Source organism: Microbacterium sp. BLY, from assembly GCF_017939615.1.
In the GTDB taxonomy this organism is placed as follows: Bacteria; Actinomycetota; Actinomycetes; order Actinomycetales; family Microbacteriaceae; genus Microbacterium.
Window position 1 is genome coordinate 1,597,027 of record NZ_JAGKSR010000001.1, and the last position, 18,892, is coordinate 1,615,918.

The window sequence follows — 18,892 nt, forward strand, 5'->3', positions numbered from 1 at the left end:
GTGGAGGAAGACGCGAGGGGGCAACAGGACGTGAGCGACGCACATGCGGTCGTCGACGAGTTCGGAGACACCCGGGTCGCGTCGCAGGCGTCGGTGAAGCAGCGGCGACGCCGCCTGTTCGCCGCGCTGGTGGACGGGGCCTGCTGGAGCTTCGGGGTGGTGCTCGCCGTCGCGCTCCGGTTCGAGTTCCAGATGGCCCCGCAGGGATGGATCGCGACCGGCGTCCTCGCCCTCGTCGCCGGGGCCATCCAGATCGTCGTGGGATTCGCGATCGCGCTCTATCGCGGGCGGTTCACCTACGGATCGTTCGACGAGGTCCGCACGCTCGCGTTCATCGTCGTGGCCGAAGCGCTCGCGCTGTCGCTGGCCGTCATCCCGCTCGGTCCGCTGATCGGGATCCCGCGGGCCACCCTGCTGCTGGCGTTCCCGTTCGTGCTCCTGCTCATGTTCGGGGTGCGGTACGTGGCCCGTCTCGTCATCGAGCGCTCCCGCAAGCCCGGGGCGGACGCCGAGCCGGCGCTCATCATCGGCGCCGGATTCGTCGCCGACAAGCTCCTCGCCAACATGACGACGGACCCGCTGTCGCCGATCCGGCCCGTCGGCCTCCTGGAAGACGACCCCGACAAGCGCAACCTGCGCCTGCGCGGGGTCTCGGTGATCGGCACCACGCGGGACATCGCGTCCGCGCGTGCCCGCACCGGGGCGACGCTCGCCGTGATCGCCATCGCCCGCGCCGACAGCGCGCTGCTGCGCGCACTCACCGACCGGGCCGAGGCGGCGGGGCTGCGCGTCGCGGTTACCCCCAGCATCGAGATGATGACCTCGGGGAAGCGGGCGCTCACCGACGTGCGCGACATCAGCATCGAAGACCTCATCGGCCGCCACCCCGTCGACACTAACGTCGAGCTCATCGCCGGGTACATCACCGGGCGCAGCGTGCTGGTCACCGGCGCCGGCGGCTCGATCGGCTCGGAGCTGTGCAGCCAGATCGCCAAATACGGTCCTCGCGAGCTCATCATGCTCGACCGCGACGAGACCGGACTGCAGGTGGCGCAGCTCGGCACCGCCGGTCACGGACTGCTCGACACCAGGGACGTCGTGCTCGCCGACATCCGCGAGACCGCGACGCTCGACCGGATCTTCGACGAGCGGCGACCGGAGGTCGTCTTCCACGCCGCCGCCCTCAAGCACCTGCCGATGCTCGAGCAGTACCCGGACGAGGCGTGGAAGACGAACGTCATCGGCACCCTCAACGTGATCAACGCGTCCCGTCGCGTGGGAGTGAGCACGTTCGTCAACATCTCCACCGACAAGGCGGCCAATCCGACCAGCGTGCTCGGACACTCCAAGCGCGTGGCGGAGAAGCTCACGGCGTGGGCCGGGGAGGACACCGGCATGCGGTACCTCTCCGTGCGCTTCGGCAACGTGATCGGCAGCCGCGGCTCGATGCTCCCGACGTTCCAGCGGCTCATCGCGGAGGGCCGGCCCATCACCGTGACGCATCCGCAGGCGACCCGGTACTTCATGACCATCCCGGAGGCATGTCAGCTGGTCGTGCAGGCGGGCGGCATCGGGCGGGCCGGCGAGGTGCTCATCCTCGACATGGGCGAGCCCGTGTCGATCCTCGAGGTCGCGAAGCGGATGATCGCCATGTCGGGCAAGAACGTCGAGATCGTCTTCACCGGGCTGCGCACGGGCGAGAAGCTGCACGAGGAGCTCGTGGGCTCCCGCGAGAGCCTCGAACGGCCGTTCCATCCCAAGATCTCCCACACGCGCGCGGACACCATCACGCCCGATCGCCTCGACAAGGAAGGCTGGCTGCGCCGGATGGTCGCGACGCCCCGACTGAACGACACCGTCACGATCGCCCCGGTGAAGATGGGGCAGGTGGCCGAGCGATGAGCACGCGGATCTACATGTCGTCCCCGGACGTCGGCGTCGCGGAGGAGGAGGCGGTCGTCGCGGCGATGCGCTCCGGGTGGATCGCGCCCCTCGGACCGGACGTCGACGCGTTCGAGCGGGAGCTGGCGGGCCGGGTGGGTGTCGCGCACGGCGTCGCGCTGAGCTCGGGCACCGCGGGGCTGCACCTGGGCCTGCTCACCCTCGGGGTGAAGCCGGGGGACGTGGTCCTCACCTCGTCGATGACGTTCGCCGCCACGGCGAACGCGATCACCTACACGGGCGCCGAGCCCTACTTCATCGACGCCGATCCGCGCACCGGGAACATGGACCCCGCGCTGCTGCGGGAGGCGCTGAGCGAACTGCGCGACGCCGGTGAGAGCGCGGCGGCCGTCGTGCCCGTCGACCTCCTCGGCAAGGCCGTCGACTACACCGCGATCCTGGCGGTGGCGGACGAGTTCGGCGTGCCGGTGCTGGCGGACGCGGCCGAGTCGCTGGGCGCGACCCACGCCGGGCGCGCGGCGGGGAGCTTCGGGCGCGCGTCGGTGGTGTCGTTCAACGGCAACAAGATCATGACCACGTCCGGCGGCGGCATGCTGCTGACCGACGACGAGGGCTTCGCGCAGCACGTGCGGTACCTCGCGACCCAGGCGCGGCAGCCGGTCGTGCACTACGAGCACACCGACATCGGCTTCAACTATCGGATGAGCAACCTCCTGGCGGCGCTGGGACGGGCGCAGCTCGCCCGCCTCGACGCGATGATCGCGCGGCGGCGGGAGATGCGCGAGCTGTACAAGAGCCTGTTCGCCAGCGTCGACGGCGTCGAGGTGTTCGGAGCCGAGGGCGACGAAGCCGACAACGTCTGGCTCACGTCGATCCTCGTCGACTCCGCGGCGACCGGGTGGGAGCCGGCCGCGCTGGCCGCGGCGCTCGCGGAGGACGACATCGAGAGCCGCCCGCTGTGGAAGCCGATGCACGCGCAGCCGGTCTTCGCGACGGCCCGTCGACGGGTCACCGGTGCCTCGGACGCCCTGTTCGCCCGCGGCCTGACGCTGCCCAGCGGATCCGCCCTCACGGACGACCAGCGGGAGCGCGTGGTCACCGCGATCCACCGCTTCCTCGCGCGATGAACACCCGATTCCGCCCGTACGACATCGTCAAGCGCGGCCTCGACGTGCTCGTCGCCGCCGCGGCCCTGATCCTGCTCTCACCGGTGATCGTCGCGACGGCGATCCTCGTCGCGGTGCGACTCGGCCGGCCGGTGCTGTTCACCCAGCCCCGCCCCGGCCGGCACGGCCGCATCTTCACGCTGTACAAGTTCCGCTCCATGCGGGCGGTGGACCCGACGCGAGGCTGGGTGACCGACGCCGACCGCCTCACGCCCTTCGGGATCCGCCTGCGGGCCACCAGCCTGGACGAGCTCCCGAGCCTGTGGAACGTGCTGCGCGGCGACATGAGCATCGTCGGACCGCGCCCCCTCCTGGTCGAGTATCTCGACCGCTACACGCCGGAGCAGGCGCGCCGGCATGAGGTTCGACCGGGCATCACCGGGCTCGCACAGGTGACGGGACGCAACGCCGTCACCTGGGAGCAGCGTTTCGCTCAGGACGTGCGCTACGTCGATCGCCGCAGCGCCGGGCTGGATCTGCGCATCGTCGTGGCCACGATCGGCGCGGTGTGGCGCCGCGAGGGGATCACGGCCGAGGGGCAGGCGACCATGACGAAGTTCGGAGGCGACGCATGACGGAGCGCATCATCGTGCTGGGGGCCGGCGGTTTCGGCCGGGAGACCCTCGACGTCGTCGCCGCCCTGATCGCGGGCGGTGCCGCGCTCGAACTCGTCGGCGTGATCGACCCCGGCGCCAGGGACCTCGACCGCGAGCGGCTCGCGGCGCGCGACGTCCCCCTGCTCGGCACGTTCGAGGAGTGGCGGGAGGAGGCGCGTGGCGACGAGCGCTTCGTCGTCGGCATCGGGGCGCCCGCCGTGCGCGGGAAGGTCGCCGCCTCCCTGCACGACGCCGGCTTCCGCGCCGCCACCCTGATCCACCCGTCGGCCGTGATCGGCACCCGGACGCGGATCGGCGAGGGCGTCGTCATCACGGCGGGGGTGCAGGTATCGACGAACGTCGACATCGGCGCCCACGTCCACCTCAACCCGGCCAGCGTGATCGGTCACGATGCGGCGCTCGCCGACTACGTCTCCGTGAACCCCGGGGCGATCGTCTCGGGGAACGTGGTCGTCGAGACGGGCGTCCTGCTCGGCGCCGGCTCCGTCGTCCTCCAGGGACTCACGGTGGGGGCGGATGCCACCGTCGGAGCCGCGGCCTGCGTGACCAGGGACGTCGCTCCGGGGGCGACGGTGGTCGGGGTGCCCGCGCGCCCGCTGGTGAGCGGGGGTCCGGCATGAGGGCTGTCAGAGAATGCACGCGTTGCATCATGAACTCCGACGTGGACCCGGACATCGTCCTGGTGGGCGGCGTATGCAACCACTGCCTCCGGTACGACGCTCTGTTGGAATCCCGTGTCGTGCCCGTCGAGCAACGCCCGGCGAAGCTGGCGCAGGTCGTCGAGGCGATCTCCCGCGCCGGCAAGGGGCGTGAATACGACTGCATCATCGGGGTGAGCGGGGGTGTGGACAGCTCGTATGTGGCGCTGCAGGTGAAGCGACTCGGCCTCCGTCCACTGGCCGTCCATGTCGACAACGGATGGAACTCGGCCCTCGCGGTCCTGAACATAGAACGCCTCCTCCGCACCCTCGACATCGACCTCCACACCGAAGTTCTGCGTCTCGACGAGTTCTACGACCTGCAGCGGTCGTTCCTGCTGGCGTCGACCCCGGACGCCGACATCCCGAGCGACCATGCGATCCAGGCGACGCTCTGGAAGGTCGCGCGTGAGCACGGCGTCAGGTTCATCATCTCCGGCATGAACTTCGCCACGGAGTCGATCAGCGTGCCCTCGTGGTCGTACGGTCATTCGGACTGGCGGTACCTCAACGACGTGCACCGCCGATTCGGCCGGGTGCCGTTGCGTACCTACCCGCACTTCGGATTCGTGACGCTCGCGTGGACGACGTTCGTGCGGCGGGTGCGGATCGTCTCCATCCTCAACTACCTCGAATACGACAAGTCGAAGGCGATGGAAGAGCTCGTCGAGAAGCTCGGCTGGGTGCCGTATGAAGGCAAGCACTACGAATCCATCTTCACCCGTTGGGTGCAGGGCTTCTACCTTCCGAAGAAGTTCGGCATCGACAAGCGTCGCGGCCACTACTCCGATCTGATCAATTCGGGACAGATCTCGCGCGAGCAGGCGCTGGCGGCTGTCGCGGAAAGCGACTACAGCGAGCGGCTGCGCGCTGAGGATGAGCTTCTGCTGCTCAAGAAGCTGTCCCTGACTCCCGCACAGCTCGCCGACATCGTCGAACGACCCGCGTCGAGCTACCGTGCCTATCGGAACTCTTACGGCTTTGTGCAGTTCCTTCGCGGCACGGTCAATCGGCTGAGAAAGCTGGGGCTCTATCCCCGATGACCGAGAACATGAACATCCACGTCTATCCCGCACCGATCGTCAACGAGAGCCGCATCTTCCGCGAAACGAAGGCGGTGGCGGAGGCAGGCCTGTTCGAGCAGGTGGTCGTGACCGGACAGAGAGCCACCGGTCTGCCCGACGTCGAGCGACTCGACGAAGTCCGGTCGATCGAACGTGTCGGTTCCGTCGGGGATGAGAGGCCGCGGTCGATCGTGGGACGCATCCTGGAACAGATCTCCTGGTCGTTTGCGGTCTACCGTCGGTGGCGATCGCGCCCGGTGCGCGTCGTCAACGCCCACTCCGTGGCCGTTCTTCCGGTGTGTCATGCGATCGCGCGCCGCCATCGCGCCGCATTGATCTACGACACACATGAGCTCGAGACCGAGACGTCGACGTCGAACGGCATCCAGGGGAAGATCTTCCGGATGATCGAGAGGCACTACGTGCGTCGGTGCGACGCTGTGTTCGTCGTCAACGAGTCGATCGCGGACTGGTACCGGGCCGCGCACCCCGGAGCGCGTGTGACCAGCGTGCGCAACGCACCTACCCGGGAGCGGGATCCGCAGGCCGTCGATCTGCGGCGGCGGTTCGCCATCCCCGCCGGCGACCGCATCTACGTGCACGTGGGCAACATCGTCGCCTATCGCCGCATCCCGGAGATCCTGGAAGCGTTCCGCGCGCGTGAGTCCGCCGGGGATCACATCGTCTTCATCGGGGCCGGGGTGCTGCAGAGCCTCGTGCAGGTCGCCGCGGAGCGGCACACGAACATCCATCTCCTCGGATCCGTCCCTGCGGACGAGGTGGTCGACACCGTCGCGGGCGGGGACGTGGGTCTCTGCCTGATCGAAGCGACCTGTCTGTCGTACGCGTTGTCGCTGCCGAACAAGGCACTGGAGTATTCGATGGCGGGCATCCCCTTCTTCTCCACGGACCTCGTCGAAGTGGACCGTCTTCTCGGATCCGAGGCAGCAGCCTGGAAGGTCGATGGCGATGCGGCATCGATCCTCCGCGCCCTGTCGTCGCTCAGCGACGCCGACATCGCGGCCGGACGCCGTGCGGTCGCCGCTGTCGAGCTGCCGGACTGGCCGACGGAATCCGCGCGCATGCTCGATGAGTACCGACGAGTGCGGGGAGCGGCATGAAGACCGTCTGGATCGTCAACCACTATGCGACGGACCCGCAGGAGACCGCCTCCGGGTCTCGTCACTTCTCGCTGGCACGGGGACTCGTCCAGCGTGGTTGGACCGTGGTTCTGCTCGCCGCAAGCACCGAGCATCCCTCCGGTCGCCGTCGAGCCGGACTCCCTGATGCGCGGGTGAGTGACCGGATACGCGACGGCGTCCGGTTCCGGTTCCTGCGAACTCCGCAGTACGACGGAGGGCTGGGCCGCCTTCGAAACATGGCCGCCTTCACTGTGGCTCTTCTGCGTCGGTCGAATGTGGCAGACCTCCCTCGCCCCGATGCGGTGATCGGGAGCACGGTCCACCCGCTCGCGGCGTGGTCGGCTTCGGTCCTGGCCCGCCGCGCCGGAGTTCCGTTCGTCTTCGAGATCCGCGACCTCTGGCCGCAGACCCTCATTGACATGGGGAAGCTCTCGCCCCGGAGTCCCCTTTCCTGGATGCTGCGCCGGCTAGAGCGCGTGCTGTGCGACCGTTCCGCAGCGGTCATCACGCTGCTTCCGTTCGCTTCGGAGTATCTGGTCGCTCAGGGGGTGCCGGAGGAGAAGGTGGTGTGGATCTCCAACGGCACGGATGCCGACGATTTCGACGGTGTACCGCCGACCGGTGGAGACGACTTCGTCTTCATGTACCTCGGGTCTGTCGGGCGAGCGAACGGTCTCGGAGCCATTGTGGAGGGTTTCCTCTCCGCCGCCGCAACCGACCCGAGGTTGCGGCTCGACATCGTCGGGACGGGCGCCGAGCTTCCGGCGATCCGGCAGCGGGCGGCGGAATCTGCCCAAGGTGGCCGGATCACCTTCGAGCCGCCGGTGCCCAAAGACCGGGTTCCCGCACTGGTCGGTCGAGCCGATGCGATGGTCATCAACATCCTTGATCTCGATGTCTACCGCTTCGGGGTGAGTATGAACAAGATCTTCGATTACGCCGCTGCTGCCCGCCCCATCCTCGTGGCGAGCAGTGCCCGGAACAACGTGGTGGCCGAAGCGGATGCCGGTATCGTCGTCCGCGCTGACGACGCGGAGGCCCTCGGTGCCGCGATGATCCGAATGGCATCCCCGGATGCCGCTGGTCACCGGGCACGATGGGCTGCGAATGCACGCGCTCATGTCATCGCCAACTATGACTATCGCGCCCTGGCCGAGCAACTGGACGGTCTGCTCGAGCGATGCGTCGCGCGGAATGGAGACGAGCAACGATGATCACGATCGTCGACTACGGGGTGGGGAACATCGGGTCCCTCATCAACATGTTCCGTCGGATCGGCCAGGAGGCCGAACTCACGTCGGAGCCGCAGCAGATCGTGAGCGCCGAGCGACTGCTGCTTCCGGGGGTCGGGGCCTTCGACGCCGCCACCGCGAAGCTCAGCGACGGAGGGTTCGATGTGGCGATCCGCGAGTTCGTCCGCACCGGACGCCCGCTTCTCGGGATCTGCCTCGGCATGCAGCTCCTGCTCGATTCAAGCGAGGAAGGCACCTCGCGAGGGCTGGGGCTTATCCCCGGCGGAAGTGTGCGCTTCGACGACTCCGGGGGGACCCGCGTGCCGCACATGGGCTGGAACCAGTTGGCCGTGCAGAAACCGGCGGCGATCGTCGACGGACTGCCGGAGAACCATCGCTTCTACTTCGTGCACAGCTATCGCGTCGTCGTCGCGGACGCGCGTGATGAGCTGGCACGGAGCGAGTACGGAGGTGAATTCACTTCGATGGTGCAGCGGGAGAACGTCACCGGTGCGCAGTTCCACCCGGAGAAGAGCCACGCTTTCGGGATGCAGATGCTCGACCAGTGGGCACGCTCATGATCGCCCCGCGGGTGATTCCCGTCCTCCAGATCGATGACGGAGGCTGGCTGGTCAAGACACGGCAGTATCGAAGCCCGCGCTACCTCGGCGATCCGATCAATGCCGTGAAGATCTTCAACGAGAAGCAGGTCGACGAACTCGTGGTGGTCGACATCGCCGCCAGCCGGACGCGTCGTGATCCCGCATACGAGATCCTCGCCGACATCGCCTCCGAGGCGTTCATGCCGGTGGCATACGGCGGCGGCCTGAGCTCGGTCGACCAGGCGCGCCGTGTGATCAATCTCGGCATCGAGAAGGTGATCGTCAACTCCGCCCTGTTCATCGTTCCGGAAGCGGTGGAGGCGATGGCGGCGGCCCTCGGATCGCAGAGCGTGGTCGCGAGCATCGACGTGCGCCGTGACGCGGACGGCAAACTCGTCACGACCAGCGGATCGGGCACACTCGCGGAGTCGGAGAAGGCCGACGCGCTGGCTGTGCGTGCCGTCTCGATGGGTGTCGGAGAGGTCCTGGTCTCTTCGACGGATCGTGAGGGTATGCGTGGTGGATACGACCTGGAGGCGATCCGCACCATCGCGTCCGTCGTGAGAGTCCCGGTGATCGCTCTCGGAGGGGCTGATGATATCGACGACTTCGGCGCCGCCCTGCGATCGGGCGCGAGCGCTGTCGCGGCAGGCAGCCAGTTCGTCTTCTATGGCCGTCGCGAGGCCGTGCTGATTACCTACCCGGATCCGAACGTCGTGTCTTCACTGGTCGGCAACCGTGCGAGCTAGGTCAACAACGATTCGGCTACCGATAGGCTCCCGGGTATGCGGGGGTATGCGAACACATCACGCGGTCCAGGTCTCCGCGTACGCACCGGCTGGATCGCCACACATGTCGGACGCACAGGCGAGTACGAGTGATGCGCGCTGACAAGGTGCGCCGTCCCAGCGGAACCTTCGGAGCCGTGGTTCTGGCGATCTTCGTTCACTCCGGTTCGCTGAAGTCGAACCCACTTCTCGCATGGGTGCCCGCCGACCTCACTGTTCTCCTCGGCGCTCTCCTCGCCGTCCTCGTCTTCGCGGAGATCATGCGGACGGGGTACATTCCACGAGCCATCTGGGTCCCTCTCACGATCGCGGCCACCATGCTTCTCGGCGTCGCCCGGATCCAGACGTCGTATGGCGCCGATAAGGCCGCGTCATTCTTCACGATAACGATGCTCGCCCTCATAGGCGCCGTCATATTCCTGCAAGAAGATGGCCAGCGGCGTGCCTTTCTCGGAACGCTCGCGGGTTTGGGTGTTGTCGTCGCGCTACTCGTCACGATCCTCCCGGAGCGCACAGCGGAGTGGAGTGAGGTCGTCACACTCGCCGGCACGAATACGATCTCGACGTCGCAGATGATCGTCGCCGGCGCCGTCATCCTTGGCATGTACGCGATCGTGGGGCCCAGTTCGACGTATCGCCGCGTCATCGCCGCGTTCAGCGCTGGCGTGATGCTCTTCATTGCTCTCGGCACCGGCTCCCGAGGGCCGATCGTCGCGGTGGCGATCAGCATTGCGGTGGCACTGCTTCTCGCGCCGGTCTTCAGCCGGCGCAGAGTCCGGTCGGTTATTGCTATCTGCGTGGTTGGAGGCGCCGGGCTCTTCGTCGCCCTGCAGCAGGGTGGCGAGGGGTTCTCGCGGGTCCTCGGCTTCCTTGCCGGCGAGCAGGACACGTCCACTGCTGCACGAACCGTGCTCTGGTCAACCGCCTGGAATCACATTTCTCAGCTACCGTTCGGCGGTGGCTGGGGCTATTTCGGTACGATCCCCGAACTTGCGATCAACGCCGTCAACGGCGGGCAAGCCTATCCGCACAGCGCCCCCCTCGAAATAGCGCTCGAAGCCGGTTGGGCGACCGGGATGTTCTTCGCCCTTCTCGTTCTCGCTAGTTTCGTGCGACTCGTCCGGCGCGCACAGGACCCCACTTCGGTGATGTTCCTCGTGCTCCTGATCTTCACGATCACCAACGCGCTGCTTTCCGGAGACATCAATGACAACCGATTGATGTGGGTGCTAATCGCAGCCGCGTGGGTGATGCCCGGACGCACTGAAACCAACGCCAGGGGTGCCATTAGCGGAAGTGGCGCGGAGCCGATGCCGTCGGCGCAGAAAGCGGCGGGCTAGAGGTCGCTCCGTTCACCGCCGCGCGACTCGCCTTTCGGTCCATCTCCCTACCCGCCCGGCCTGCCGCGGGTCAGGTAGGGAGCTCACCTCGTTTGATGTAAGCGAGGCGTCGGCCGACAACCACGCTTGTCGTGGGTGCAACTTCCGTGAAACCCGCGCGCTGGATCCCCTTCTGGGAAGCGGTGTTATCTGCCGAGGTGTCGACCGTCACTCGTGTTGCGCCCTGCTCTCGTGCCCAGGCGGTCGTCTCGTGCAGCATCTGCGCGTAGAGACCCCGACCACGCTGCTCCGGTGCCACGTAGCAGTAGTGGATCAGACTCTCTCCCGCCGTGAGCTTCGCGTAGGTGTTCACCACCTGCGGCCGGTCCGCGGGGGCCGTGACCCAGGCGTGGCCCACTACTGCTCCCTCGACCACGGCGAACACGCCGAAGCGACGGGAATCGAGGAACCGACGGAAGGTAGCGGCTACCGAGGCGTTTCTGAGTCCTTCTACCTGGCCGACGTTCTCCCGCGTGATCGGACGCAATTCCAGCGTGCGAGCAGGAGGCCGCACGTCGTCCGGCCAGACGTAATTGCGGTTGCGATAGACCTTCAGCAGGCGGCTCATGCAGTTCCCTCTCGAGAGACGATTCGGAGGCCATAGGCCCAGGTGACGATGTAGTTGAGCACCTGCGCCGCGTAGAGCGCCCATACAGCCGCCACCACATCGGCGCCGGTCGCGTGGACAACCGTTGCAGCCACGGCGATCAATGCGATTCGTGAGCCGTCAATGGCGAGCGACGCGGCAGACTGATGGACAGCGTAGACAGCGCTGAGCGGCGAGACGATGAGCCCGACGCTTGCGGATACGGCCATGGCTTGTGCGAGCAGCCCGCTCTGCTGCCAGCCTGGCCCGAGCAGCCAGGGCAGAAGCCATGGGGAGGCGATAAGGATTGCCAGGCACATCGGTGCGGCGACCATGCCGATCCTGAACGTCGCTTTCAGGTAGAGGCCGCGTGAGCTTCCTGCTCGATTTCGCAGGCGGTCCGCAATCTCGGCGCCGAACACCTGGGCGAGTGCTGCTCCGAGCAATGCCGCGGGCAGGAACACCAGCCTCTGGGCCATGCCGAGCTGCCCGGCTTCCGCGGTACCGAACCAGGCGGCCACGATGACCAGCGGAAGCTGGCTCCCGAGTGCGTTCAGTAGCGCAGAAGGGGCGAGGATGACAGGGCTTCGCCAATAGCTCCGGAAGAGTGCGCGTTGCGACGCCCCGCCGCGTTCAGCGAGTAAAGGCCTGAGGCCCCGATATAACGCGCCGAAGCCGAGAAGGCGGCCGAAGAGCGCGCCGCCGAGGAGGCCCGTCGCGCTGGGACTGAGCAACCCGAGCCCGAGCTGCCCGATCGTGATCCCGACGGATTGGATGGTGGAACGCCACCCCACGAGGCCGTAGCTCTTGGCTCGTAATGCGGCTTGCACGAGACTCGTGAACAGCCCCGTCATCAGAACCAGGCCGAAGATCCAGAGTGGCGCGAGCGGGATCTGGGCCCATGCGTCGGAGAGCATCGTCGGACCGAGGAACAGCGCTGCGAGTCCCGCTAATGCCGATACCAACAGCGTCGAGACCAGTGACAGACCGAGAACCCCGCGAGCGTCGTTCTCCGCTTTCGGCAGCAGTATCGCGGAGTCGAACTTCAGCGCGGCCGCAGGCCCGATCGCGCTGGCGATGGCGAGGATCGTAGAGAACGCGCCGAAGGCCTCGGGCGGATACATGCGCGAGAGCACTGGGGTGGCGAGAGCCACGACGAGCTGCCCGAGCAACGTCCCTGACGTGATCACCACCACGCCCCGAGAAGCTGAGCTCAATCGCAGACGCCGGACTCTCACCCGTTCATTGTGTCGCATCGTGCGCGGCGGATAGTCCGCCGACCTCTCCAGTAAGCTCGGCGCGATGGCCATGACGACCTCGGGAGACTTCCACGCAGTCTCGATCACGCAGAGTATTGCGCCGAACAAGCAAGTGGACCTCGGTGCCTCTGACGCTCGCTCCGCCGAATGGCAGGGGGTCGATTCAGACATCGAGATGAACGTGTTGGCCGTGTGGGCGGCAGAGGATCCCCTGCCGGTGCTCTTCGTGACGCTCGACCTCCTGTACCCCGGACAGAGGATCCGCGAGGCCGTCGAGGCGGCTGCGCCGAGTGTACCTGCTGACCGCATCGTGGTCGCGGCAAGCCATACGCACCGGGCCCCTATGACGGACCCCTCGAAGCCCGCCCTGGGAACCCCCGACGAAGAGTACATGCAGTGGGTGACGGGAGTGATCACACAGACGGTGCGGACCGTTCTGCTGTCGCCGCGGCAGCCGGTGTCGATATCTGTTGGGGACACGTCCGCGGCGCACAGCATCAACCGTCGCTTGCGGAAGAGGGTCGTCGTCGCGCGACGCCCGCGGCTTAACGCCGTCGTCAATGCGCCGAACCCTGACGGCCCCACGGACGAACAGCTGACCGCGCTCATGGTGAGGGACGCCGCCGGGAAGCCCCTGGCCCTGGTATGGAACTACACCTGCCACCCAGTTGGAGGGCCGGTGCGCAACGCCGTCAGCAGTCACTACCCAGGAGCCGTCCGTGAGACCGTTCGCGAGGCACTGGATGCCCCGGCGCTCCCGGTCCTCTTCTTCCAGGGATTCTCCGGCGACGTTCGCCCGAACGCCAGCACCAAGGTTCACAGCCTCCGCCGCCGGATGCGTCAGCTCATATCCGGTCGACTGTTCGAGGATATGACGTGGACGGACTACCGCGAATGGTGTCGAGGGCTGTCGGCGGTCCTCCTACGCGCGCTGGATGAGACCACAACGGTCGGAGCCGCCGGCCTCACTGGTCAACGGCACCTCGTCCCGGTGGAGCGTCTCGTCAAAGGCCGAGACGCGGGAGTCATGAGCTTCGGACGGCTGGGGATCGGTGACCTGGTCACGATCTACACAGCCAGCGGGGAACTCGTCGTCGACTACGCGCTACATGCGCGGAGAGCGGCCACTTCACGCTTCGTGCTCTGCGTGGGCTGTGTGGACGATGTGGTCGGCTATATCCCGAGCCACCGTGTGCAGGACGAGGGCGGGTACGAAGGCGGAGGATTCGCCCGAGCCTTCGGCCTCGAGGGTCTCCAGGACGACGTCCAAGAAGTCGTCGTCGACGCGTTCCGCGCTCTTGATAAGACCGGAGATCGCTGGGGCGATGGCCGGGGTCGCCTTGAGAGGAGCATCTAATCGTGGAGGCCAACGAATGATCCCCGCCTCGCAGTCTCTTGGAGGAGCGGATGTGCTCCTCGCTCCCGGTCTGGTCGAATGGAACGAGCGGCGCTGGGGGTTGAGCGCCCGCCACGTGGAGTACCTCTCCGAAGGCCGATCGGCCGCGCGCCTGCGCGCGGTGCTGTATACGGATGACCGCGGTCGAGTACGGCAACCCCGCCTCGATCCATATCTCGCGCTCTCCTTCGAGTCGTCAGCCCCTGAAGGGGGGCCGCAGCGCGAACGTCAGTGGCTGAGCGCCGCCTCTCAGCTGGCAGCCGACCTCGCCGATGGGCGGCTTCACGGAGCGGCCAACCTGCCCCCCGGGCTCGGCGACGCACGACCGTTCGCATGGCGCGGACTGACGACCGCTGTCCGCTACACATATACCGGGCCCCTCCCGCACGACGTATCACGTGCAGAGGCAGCCGTCCGCAAGCGCATCTCGAAAGCACGTCGCACCGGTTATACCTTCGAGTCCCATGCCAGCGCGGAAGATCTCCAGCGCATGCTCGACAGCACGGGCGCACGCCAGGGCTTCTCCTATGGATTGAATTCAGCTGATGTGGACGCATTGACCCGTCTGCTGGGCCCCGAGGTGTTCAGACGTCATGCCGTGAGAGACCCGCTGGGTGAAGTCGTGAGCGCAGGTGCACGGTTGGTGCAGGCGGGTGGTGTCGCTCTGGATTGGGTTCAGGGCACAGATCCCCGCGCGCTGAATGACGGAGCGGTCCAGCTCATGTACGCCGGCGTCCTTCAGGATCTTGACGAGGTCGGCGCCTCGACCTTCGACTTCGGTGGCGCGAACATCGCGGCGGTCGCGCGGGCGAAGTCTTCCTGGGGTCTTCGACTCACGCCCTACGTCGCAGTCTCCCGCCCGTCGGTGAAGCAGTTGGCTTTGCAGGTTCCTGCTCTGAGGGCACTAGCGCTTCGGGTCAGAAGATAACCACTCGCGCGGTGGCACGCGCAGCGTTGGCACGAGTCGCGCAGACAACCGTGGTTGAATCGCCGAGTGACTGATCCCGGCCTTCCGCCTGCGACGCGGCGGGAGCAGCGCGCGCTGCGCGCATCTCCCTCCGACGCTCCGACGACCGCTGCCGCCGACAAGGAGCAGGTTCGGCCACGCCGCCGACGCCGCGCCTGGCTCTGGGTGGGGGTCGTCGGCGTGCTCCTCGTCGCTCTCGCCGTCGCCGGAGTGTGGGCAGGCAGCCGGATCTACTCGCAGGCGATGCAGGCGCGCTCGCATCTGCTCGCTGCCATGCCGTACGTCGCAGAGGTGAAGACAGCGATGCTCGCCTCCGACCCCGAGGCGGCCGCGACGGCGGCGGCGGCCTTCCGGTCGGAGGCGGCGGAAGCGCAGGCGGCCGCATCCGGCAGGGTCTGGGACTTCTTCGAGTCGATCCCGCTCCCACCGCTCGAGAACCTTCGTGCCGTGAGCACCGTTGCCGATGTCGCGGTATCGCTGGCCGATGATGTGCTCGTCCCGGCGAGCGGTGTGAGCGTGGCAGCTCTCGCCCCGTCGGGCGGCAAGATGGATGTGGCGGCTCTTCGTTCTCTCTCGGGGTTGCTCGATCAGATCGAGGCGGGGACCGATGCTGCGGACGAGCGCCTGGCAGCGCTCGATCACGGTGCCCTGATGGACGAGGTGCGCTCCGGCGTGCAGCAGGTCGAGACGGCACTCACCGAGATTCAGGGGGTGGCAGGGCCGGCTCGCGATGTCGTCGCCGTGCTGCCAGACGCCCTCGGCGCGTCCGGGCCGCGCAACTATCTCGTCATGTTCCAGGGCAATGCCGAGGTGAGGGCGAGCGGCGGCGGCCCCGGATCGTTCATCCTCCTGAGCGTCGACGACGGTTCTCTGTCGATCGTCGGAGAGGCGGCGGCGACCGAGTTCGACTTTGCCATCCCCGAGCCCGTCGTGCCCATCGACGCCGAGACGGAAGCGCTCTACTCCGACATCGTCGCCCGGTGGATCGCGAACCTGACGGCGACCCCGGACTTTCCCACGAGCGCCGCACTCGCGAAGGGGTGGTGGTCGACACTGCACGGCGATCGGATTGACAGTGTGATCTCGATCGATCCGATCGGCCTGTCTTACATGCTGAACGCGACCGGACCGATCACGCTGCCGACCGGCGACGTGCTCACGAGCGAGAACGCAGCGCCCCTGCTTCTCAACGAGGCGTACTTCAAGTACCCGGACGGCGCCGACTCCAACCGGTTCTTCTCCGCCGTCTCCCTCTCCGTCTTCAGCGCCCTCACCGGGGGGAGCATTGAGCCCGTTCCAATGATGGCCGCGCTGACGCGAGCCGCTGACGAGGGCCGCCTGAAGATCTGGAGCTCCGACGAGGACGAAGCCGCGCTGCTTGGGGAGTCCCCGCTGTCCGGACGACTCCCGTCGACGAACGACACGGAGAGTGCAGTCGGGGTGTTCTTCAACGACACTACGGGTTCGAAGATGGACTACTACGTCGATGCCGCGGTCGCGGTTGATGCGGATACCTGCGCCGCTGATGCCCCGCGTTGGACGACGACGGTCACACTTCAGAACCACATCACAGCGGGTGAGGCCGGAGAGCTCCCGCGGTACATCACGGGCCCGTACTTCACGCCTGGGAACATCGGGACGGACTTCGTCGTCTATACGCCGGTCGGTGCCACGATCGAGGGATGGACGTTGAACGGCGAACCGTTCGACGCGATCGCACACACGACTCATCTCGGGCGTGACGCGGTGCGGGTGAACGTCGTTCTTCCGCCGGAATCGACGGCCACGCTTGAGGTCACTATGAAGGGCACAGCCGGGACCACAGCGGATGACCTCGGGCCGACGACGGTCCGTCACACGCCGATGGTGCGTGAGACGCCGGTGAGCATCGACGAGCCGACATGCGGCTAGCCGGTGCGTCGCGTCGTCTTAGCGGAGCGCCGCCCGGACGATGCGTTCGACCTCGTCGAGCGCGGGGGTGAGCTGGGCGGCGGAGAGCGCGTAGGTCTCCCGCGACCGGCGGTAGGGGTCGATCACGTCGTCGTCCTCGGGGGGTGCGGGTGTGAGGCCGCGCTGCTCGCCGACGGCGCGGAGCACGGCGGTGAACCGGTCGCGCGGCGATCCGTCGCTCTGCCGCGCCGCTTCCTGGGCCTCCTCGGTGCTCAGTGTCGAGGCGAGCCGGGCGAACTCGCGGAGCGTGAACGTGCGCCGGAGCGCGCCGGGCATCATCTTCACGACGGCGGAGCGGTGCTCGCGCGCCATCGTCAGCACGAGGTCGGCGTCGGCGAGGTACGGCTCCACGAGGTACCGGGCGCGATGGGCGGCCGCGGCGGCGGGGTCGGCGCCGGCTCGCGCGGCGAGTTCGAGCGCCTCCTCCGGCATGCCGTGTCCCTCCAGCGCGTGCGTCCCGGCGCTGTGCACGCGGACGCCCAGAGCCTCGAGTCGCTGTCGGAGCAGCACCTCGGCGAGGGGTGACCGGCAGATGTTGCCGGTGCACACCGTCAGGATCGTCAGGGAGTCGTCCGCCGTCGCGATGGTCGCGGGGGCGGCGGCGGTCTCGGGCGCGGGCTGTTCCTGCTGCTCGCGCCACTCTCGGCGGCTCATGCCGGACGGCGGGCCGTCGGGGGGAGGGATGGTCACGAGCCCAGCCTACGATCCCGCGCCCGCGCGGGATCGCGCGACAGAAGGGCCACCAGGACGGCCGCGACGAGGGCCCCGAGGAAGGTGCCGGTCGTGTTGGCAATCACGTCGCTGAGCGTCGGGAACCGGGACGGCATGAGTCCCTGCACCGTCTCGATCAGGACGCTCATCAGCCCGCCGGCGAGCGTGACCTGCCACAGCCGCAGGCGCGGCGCGGCGAAGGCGAGCAGCAGCCCGACGGGGACGAAGAGGGCGACGTTCGCGAGGATCTCGAGGAGCACGGCGCTCTGCTGATACGGGGCGATGCCGGCCTCGGCGATCCAGCGGGCCGTGATCCCCACCAGCCCCGTGACCTTCGAGGACACGCTCGCGGGGAGCCAGACGGTGAAGCCCACGAAGAGCAGGTAGACGACCAGGGCGACCCGCGCCGTCACCACGCCGCGGCGCGGGCGGACGGCGAGGGTCGAGGTCATGGCGTCATGCTATCCACGCTCCCGGGGCGTCCCTCTCAGGATCGGGGACCGAGCTGCTCGATGTAGCGCAGGAGCACGCCCTCGCGCAGCGCCCACGGCGACACCTCCAGCTCGTCCACCGCCAGCGCGGTCATCGCCGCATGCAGCGACACCGCCGCCGCCACGATCTGGAAGGTGCGATCGGGGGTGATGCCCGGCAGCTCCTGCCGGGCCGACGCGGGTAGCCGCGCGAGCCGGGGGAGCCACGAGCCGAGCGCCGCGCGCGGCAGCAGCATGCGCTCGATCCCCGACCAGCCAGGGGCGGGGTAGCCGACGAGCCGGGCGAGCGACCGGATGGCCTTGGAGGAGCCCACGACGTGGTCGGGTCGGGGGAGGGCGCGGAACCGGGGCACGACGGTCTCGAGCGTCGCCGCGGCGTGTGCCCGCAGTCGCTCGACCGCCTCCTCTCCCGGTGGGTCGGACGGCAGGAACCGGACCGTCATTCGTCCGGCGCCCAGCGGGACGGAGGCCGCGACGTCGGGGAGCTCCTCCGCTCCCGCGGCGATCTCCAGCGACCCGCCGCCGATGTCGAGGAGGAGCAGCTGTCCCGCTGACCACCCGAACCAGCGCCGCACGGCGAGGAAGGTGAGCTCGGCCTCGGTCTCGCCATCGAGCACCTGGAGCGGCTGCCCCAGCACGGCCTCGATGCGGGCGATCACCTCGGCGCCGTTGCGGGCGTCGCGCACCGCGCTCGTGGCGGTGGCGAGGAGCGCGTCCACGCGTTCGGCCTCGGCCACCCGCCGCGCCTGGGCGACCGCGGCTTCCAGCGCCCGCACGCCCTCCTCGGCGATCGCCCCGTCGGCGGTGAGATACCGCATGAGGCGCAGCACGGTCCGGTCGCTCGTCGTGGCGAGCGGCCGTCCGCCGGGGCGCACGTCGGCCGCGAGCATGTGGACGGTGTTGGATCCGATGTCGAGGACTCCCAGGCGCACGGGATGAGGA

General features: G+C 68.0%; 18 protein-coding genes. 13 read left to right on the forward strand and 5 right to left on the reverse strand.

Annotated features, from left to right (window positions below):
* Nucleotides 1–30 precede the first annotated feature (30 nt).
* The 10 genes from KAF39_RS07960 to KAF39_RS08005 all read left to right on the forward strand — a co-directional run bounded on the left by KAF39_RS07960 (nt 31) and on the right by KAF39_RS08005 (nt 10,551).
* Nucleotides 31–1,902: a nucleoside-diphosphate sugar epimerase/dehydratase gene (locus KAF39_RS07960; RefSeq protein ID WP_307805130.1), complete on the forward strand. Its 1,872-nt coding sequence runs from the start codon at nt 31–33 to the stop codon at nt 1,900–1,902.
* Nucleotides 1,899–3,029, forward strand: a complete 1,131-nt coding sequence (locus KAF39_RS07965) for a DegT/DnrJ/EryC1/StrS aminotransferase family protein (protein ID WP_210676769.1) — start codon at nt 1,899–1,901, stop codon at nt 3,027–3,029. Before KAF39_RS07960 ends, KAF39_RS07965 begins: the two co-directional genes overlap by 4 nt.
* Complete coding sequence (locus KAF39_RS07970) at nt 3,026–3,643, forward strand: sugar transferase (RefSeq protein WP_210676770.1); 618 nt, start codon at nt 3,026–3,028, stop codon at nt 3,641–3,643. The genes KAF39_RS07965 and KAF39_RS07970 overlap by 4 nt, the downstream gene beginning before the upstream one ends.
* Nucleotides 3,640–4,305 carry an acetyltransferase gene (locus tag KAF39_RS07975; RefSeq protein WP_210676771.1) on the forward strand — a complete coding sequence of 222 codons (666 nt, stop codon included), beginning with the start codon at nt 3,640–3,642 and terminating at the stop codon, nt 4,303–4,305. The genes KAF39_RS07970 and KAF39_RS07975 overlap by 4 nt, the downstream gene beginning before the upstream one ends.
* Nucleotides 4,302–5,426, forward strand: a complete 1,125-nt coding sequence (locus tag KAF39_RS07980) for an N-acetyl sugar amidotransferase (RefSeq protein WP_282595487.1) — start codon at nt 4,302–4,304, stop codon at nt 5,424–5,426. Before KAF39_RS07975 ends, KAF39_RS07980 begins: the two co-directional genes overlap by 4 nt.
* A complete protein-coding gene (locus KAF39_RS07985; protein ID WP_210676773.1) occupies nt 5,423–6,568 on the forward strand; it encodes a glycosyltransferase in 1,146 nt (381 codons plus the stop codon). Before KAF39_RS07980 ends, KAF39_RS07985 begins: the two co-directional genes overlap by 4 nt.
* On the forward strand, nt 6,565–7,803 hold the full coding sequence (locus tag KAF39_RS07990) for a glycosyltransferase family 4 protein (protein WP_210676774.1): 1,239 nt from the start codon (nt 6,565–6,567) through the stop codon (nt 7,801–7,803). Before KAF39_RS07985 ends, KAF39_RS07990 begins: the two co-directional genes overlap by 4 nt.
* A complete protein-coding gene (gene hisH, locus KAF39_RS07995) occupies nt 7,800–8,402 on the forward strand; it encodes an imidazole glycerol phosphate synthase subunit HisH (RefSeq protein WP_210676775.1) in 603 nt (200 codons plus the stop codon). The genes KAF39_RS07990 and hisH overlap by 4 nt, the downstream gene beginning before the upstream one ends.
* Nucleotides 8,387–9,172 (forward strand): HisA/HisF-related TIM barrel protein, encoded by a 786-nt coding sequence (locus KAF39_RS08000; protein ID WP_210676776.1) that lies wholly within the window; start codon nt 8,387–8,389, stop codon nt 9,170–9,172. The genes hisH and KAF39_RS08000 overlap by 16 nt, the downstream gene beginning before the upstream one ends.
* A gap of 131 nt (nt 9,173–9,303) precedes the next feature.
* On the forward strand, nt 9,304–10,551 hold the full coding sequence (locus KAF39_RS08005) for an O-antigen ligase (RefSeq protein WP_210676777.1): 1,248 nt from the start codon (nt 9,304–9,306) through the stop codon (nt 10,549–10,551).
* A gap of 70 nt (nt 10,552–10,621) precedes the next feature.
* Here the strand turns inward: KAF39_RS08005 and KAF39_RS08010 are convergent, their stop codons facing one another.
* Complete coding sequence (locus KAF39_RS08010) at nt 10,622–11,158, reverse strand: GNAT family N-acetyltransferase (protein ID WP_210676778.1); 537 nt, start codon at nt 11,156–11,158, stop codon at nt 10,622–10,624.
* On the reverse strand, nt 11,155–12,372 hold the full coding sequence (locus KAF39_RS08015) for a lipopolysaccharide biosynthesis protein (RefSeq protein WP_210676779.1): 1,218 nt from the start codon (nt 12,370–12,372) through the stop codon (nt 11,155–11,157). The genes KAF39_RS08010 and KAF39_RS08015 overlap by 4 nt, the downstream gene beginning before the upstream one ends.
* A 106-nt stretch (nt 12,373–12,478) precedes the next feature.
* Between KAF39_RS08015 and KAF39_RS08020 the strand changes: the two genes are divergently transcribed.
* From KAF39_RS08020 to KAF39_RS15970, 3 genes are all read left to right on the forward strand, one after another.
* Nucleotides 12,479–13,792 carry a hypothetical protein gene (locus KAF39_RS08020; RefSeq protein WP_210676780.1) on the forward strand — a complete coding sequence of 438 codons (1,314 nt, stop codon included), beginning with the start codon at nt 12,479–12,481 and terminating at the stop codon, nt 13,790–13,792.
* Nucleotides 13,793–13,844: 52 nt separating this feature from the next.
* Nucleotides 13,845–14,759 carry a GNAT family N-acetyltransferase gene (locus KAF39_RS08025; protein WP_210676781.1) on the forward strand — a complete coding sequence of 305 codons (915 nt, stop codon included), beginning with the start codon at nt 13,845–13,847 and terminating at the stop codon, nt 14,757–14,759.
* Between the two features lie 66 nt (nt 14,760–14,825).
* A complete protein-coding gene (locus KAF39_RS15970; protein WP_210676782.1) occupies nt 14,826–16,709 on the forward strand; it encodes a DUF4012 domain-containing protein in 1,884 nt (627 codons plus the stop codon).
* A gap of 18 nt (nt 16,710–16,727) precedes the next feature.
* On the opposite strand, the gene KAF39_RS08035 is transcribed toward KAF39_RS15970, so the two are convergent.
* From KAF39_RS08035 to KAF39_RS08045, 3 genes are read right to left on the reverse strand one after another with little or no spacing between them, the layout of a single operon-like run.
* Nucleotides 16,728–17,438, reverse strand: a complete 711-nt coding sequence (locus KAF39_RS08035) for a low molecular weight phosphatase family protein (RefSeq protein ID WP_307805132.1) — start codon at nt 17,436–17,438, stop codon at nt 16,728–16,730.
* Nucleotides 17,435–17,911, reverse strand: coding sequence for a VanZ family protein (locus tag KAF39_RS08040; protein ID WP_210676783.1), 477 nt, complete (start codon nt 17,909–17,911; stop codon nt 17,435–17,437). Before KAF39_RS08040 ends, KAF39_RS08035 begins: the two co-directional genes overlap by 4 nt.
* A 35-nt stretch (nt 17,912–17,946) precedes the next feature.
* Nucleotides 17,947–18,882 carry a Ppx/GppA phosphatase family protein gene (locus KAF39_RS08045; RefSeq protein WP_210676784.1) on the reverse strand — a complete coding sequence of 312 codons (936 nt, stop codon included), beginning with the start codon at nt 18,880–18,882 and terminating at the stop codon, nt 17,947–17,949.
* Nucleotides 18,883–18,892: the final 10 nt, after the last annotated feature.

What these genes read in the sequence shown, in the direction of transcription:
- KAF39_RS08005 (WP_210676777.1), top strand. Translation starts at nt 9,304, where the DNA reads ATGCGCGCTGACAAGGTGCGCCGTCCCAGCGGAACCTTCGGAGCCGTG.
- KAF39_RS07980 (WP_282595487.1), top strand. Translation starts at nt 4,302, where the DNA reads ATGAGGGCTGTCAGAGAATGCACGCGTTGCATCATGAACTCCGACGTG.
- KAF39_RS08040 (WP_210676783.1), bottom strand. Translation starts at nt 17,911, where the DNA reads ATGACCTCGACCCTCGCCGTCCGCCCGCGCCGCGGCGTGGTGACGGCG.
- KAF39_RS07975 (WP_210676771.1), top strand. Translation starts at nt 3,640, where the DNA reads ATGACGGAGCGCATCATCGTGCTGGGGGCCGGCGGTTTCGGCCGGGAG.
- KAF39_RS07985 (WP_210676773.1), top strand. Translation starts at nt 5,423, where the DNA reads ATGACCGAGAACATGAACATCCACGTCTATCCCGCACCGATCGTCAAC.
- KAF39_RS07965 (WP_210676769.1), top strand. Translation starts at nt 1,899, where the DNA reads ATGAGCACGCGGATCTACATGTCGTCCCCGGACGTCGGCGTCGCGGAG.
- KAF39_RS07970 (WP_210676770.1), top strand. Translation starts at nt 3,026, where the DNA reads ATGAACACCCGATTCCGCCCGTACGACATCGTCAAGCGCGGCCTCGAC.
- KAF39_RS08020 (WP_210676780.1), top strand. Translation starts at nt 12,479, where the DNA reads ATGGCCATGACGACCTCGGGAGACTTCCACGCAGTCTCGATCACGCAG.
- hisH (WP_210676775.1), top strand. Translation starts at nt 7,800, where the DNA reads ATGATCACGATCGTCGACTACGGGGTGGGGAACATCGGGTCCCTCATC.
- KAF39_RS07990 (WP_210676774.1), top strand. Translation starts at nt 6,565, where the DNA reads ATGAAGACCGTCTGGATCGTCAACCACTATGCGACGGACCCGCAGGAG.
- KAF39_RS08010 (WP_210676778.1), bottom strand. Translation starts at nt 11,158, where the DNA reads ATGAGCCGCCTGCTGAAGGTCTATCGCAACCGCAATTACGTCTGGCCG.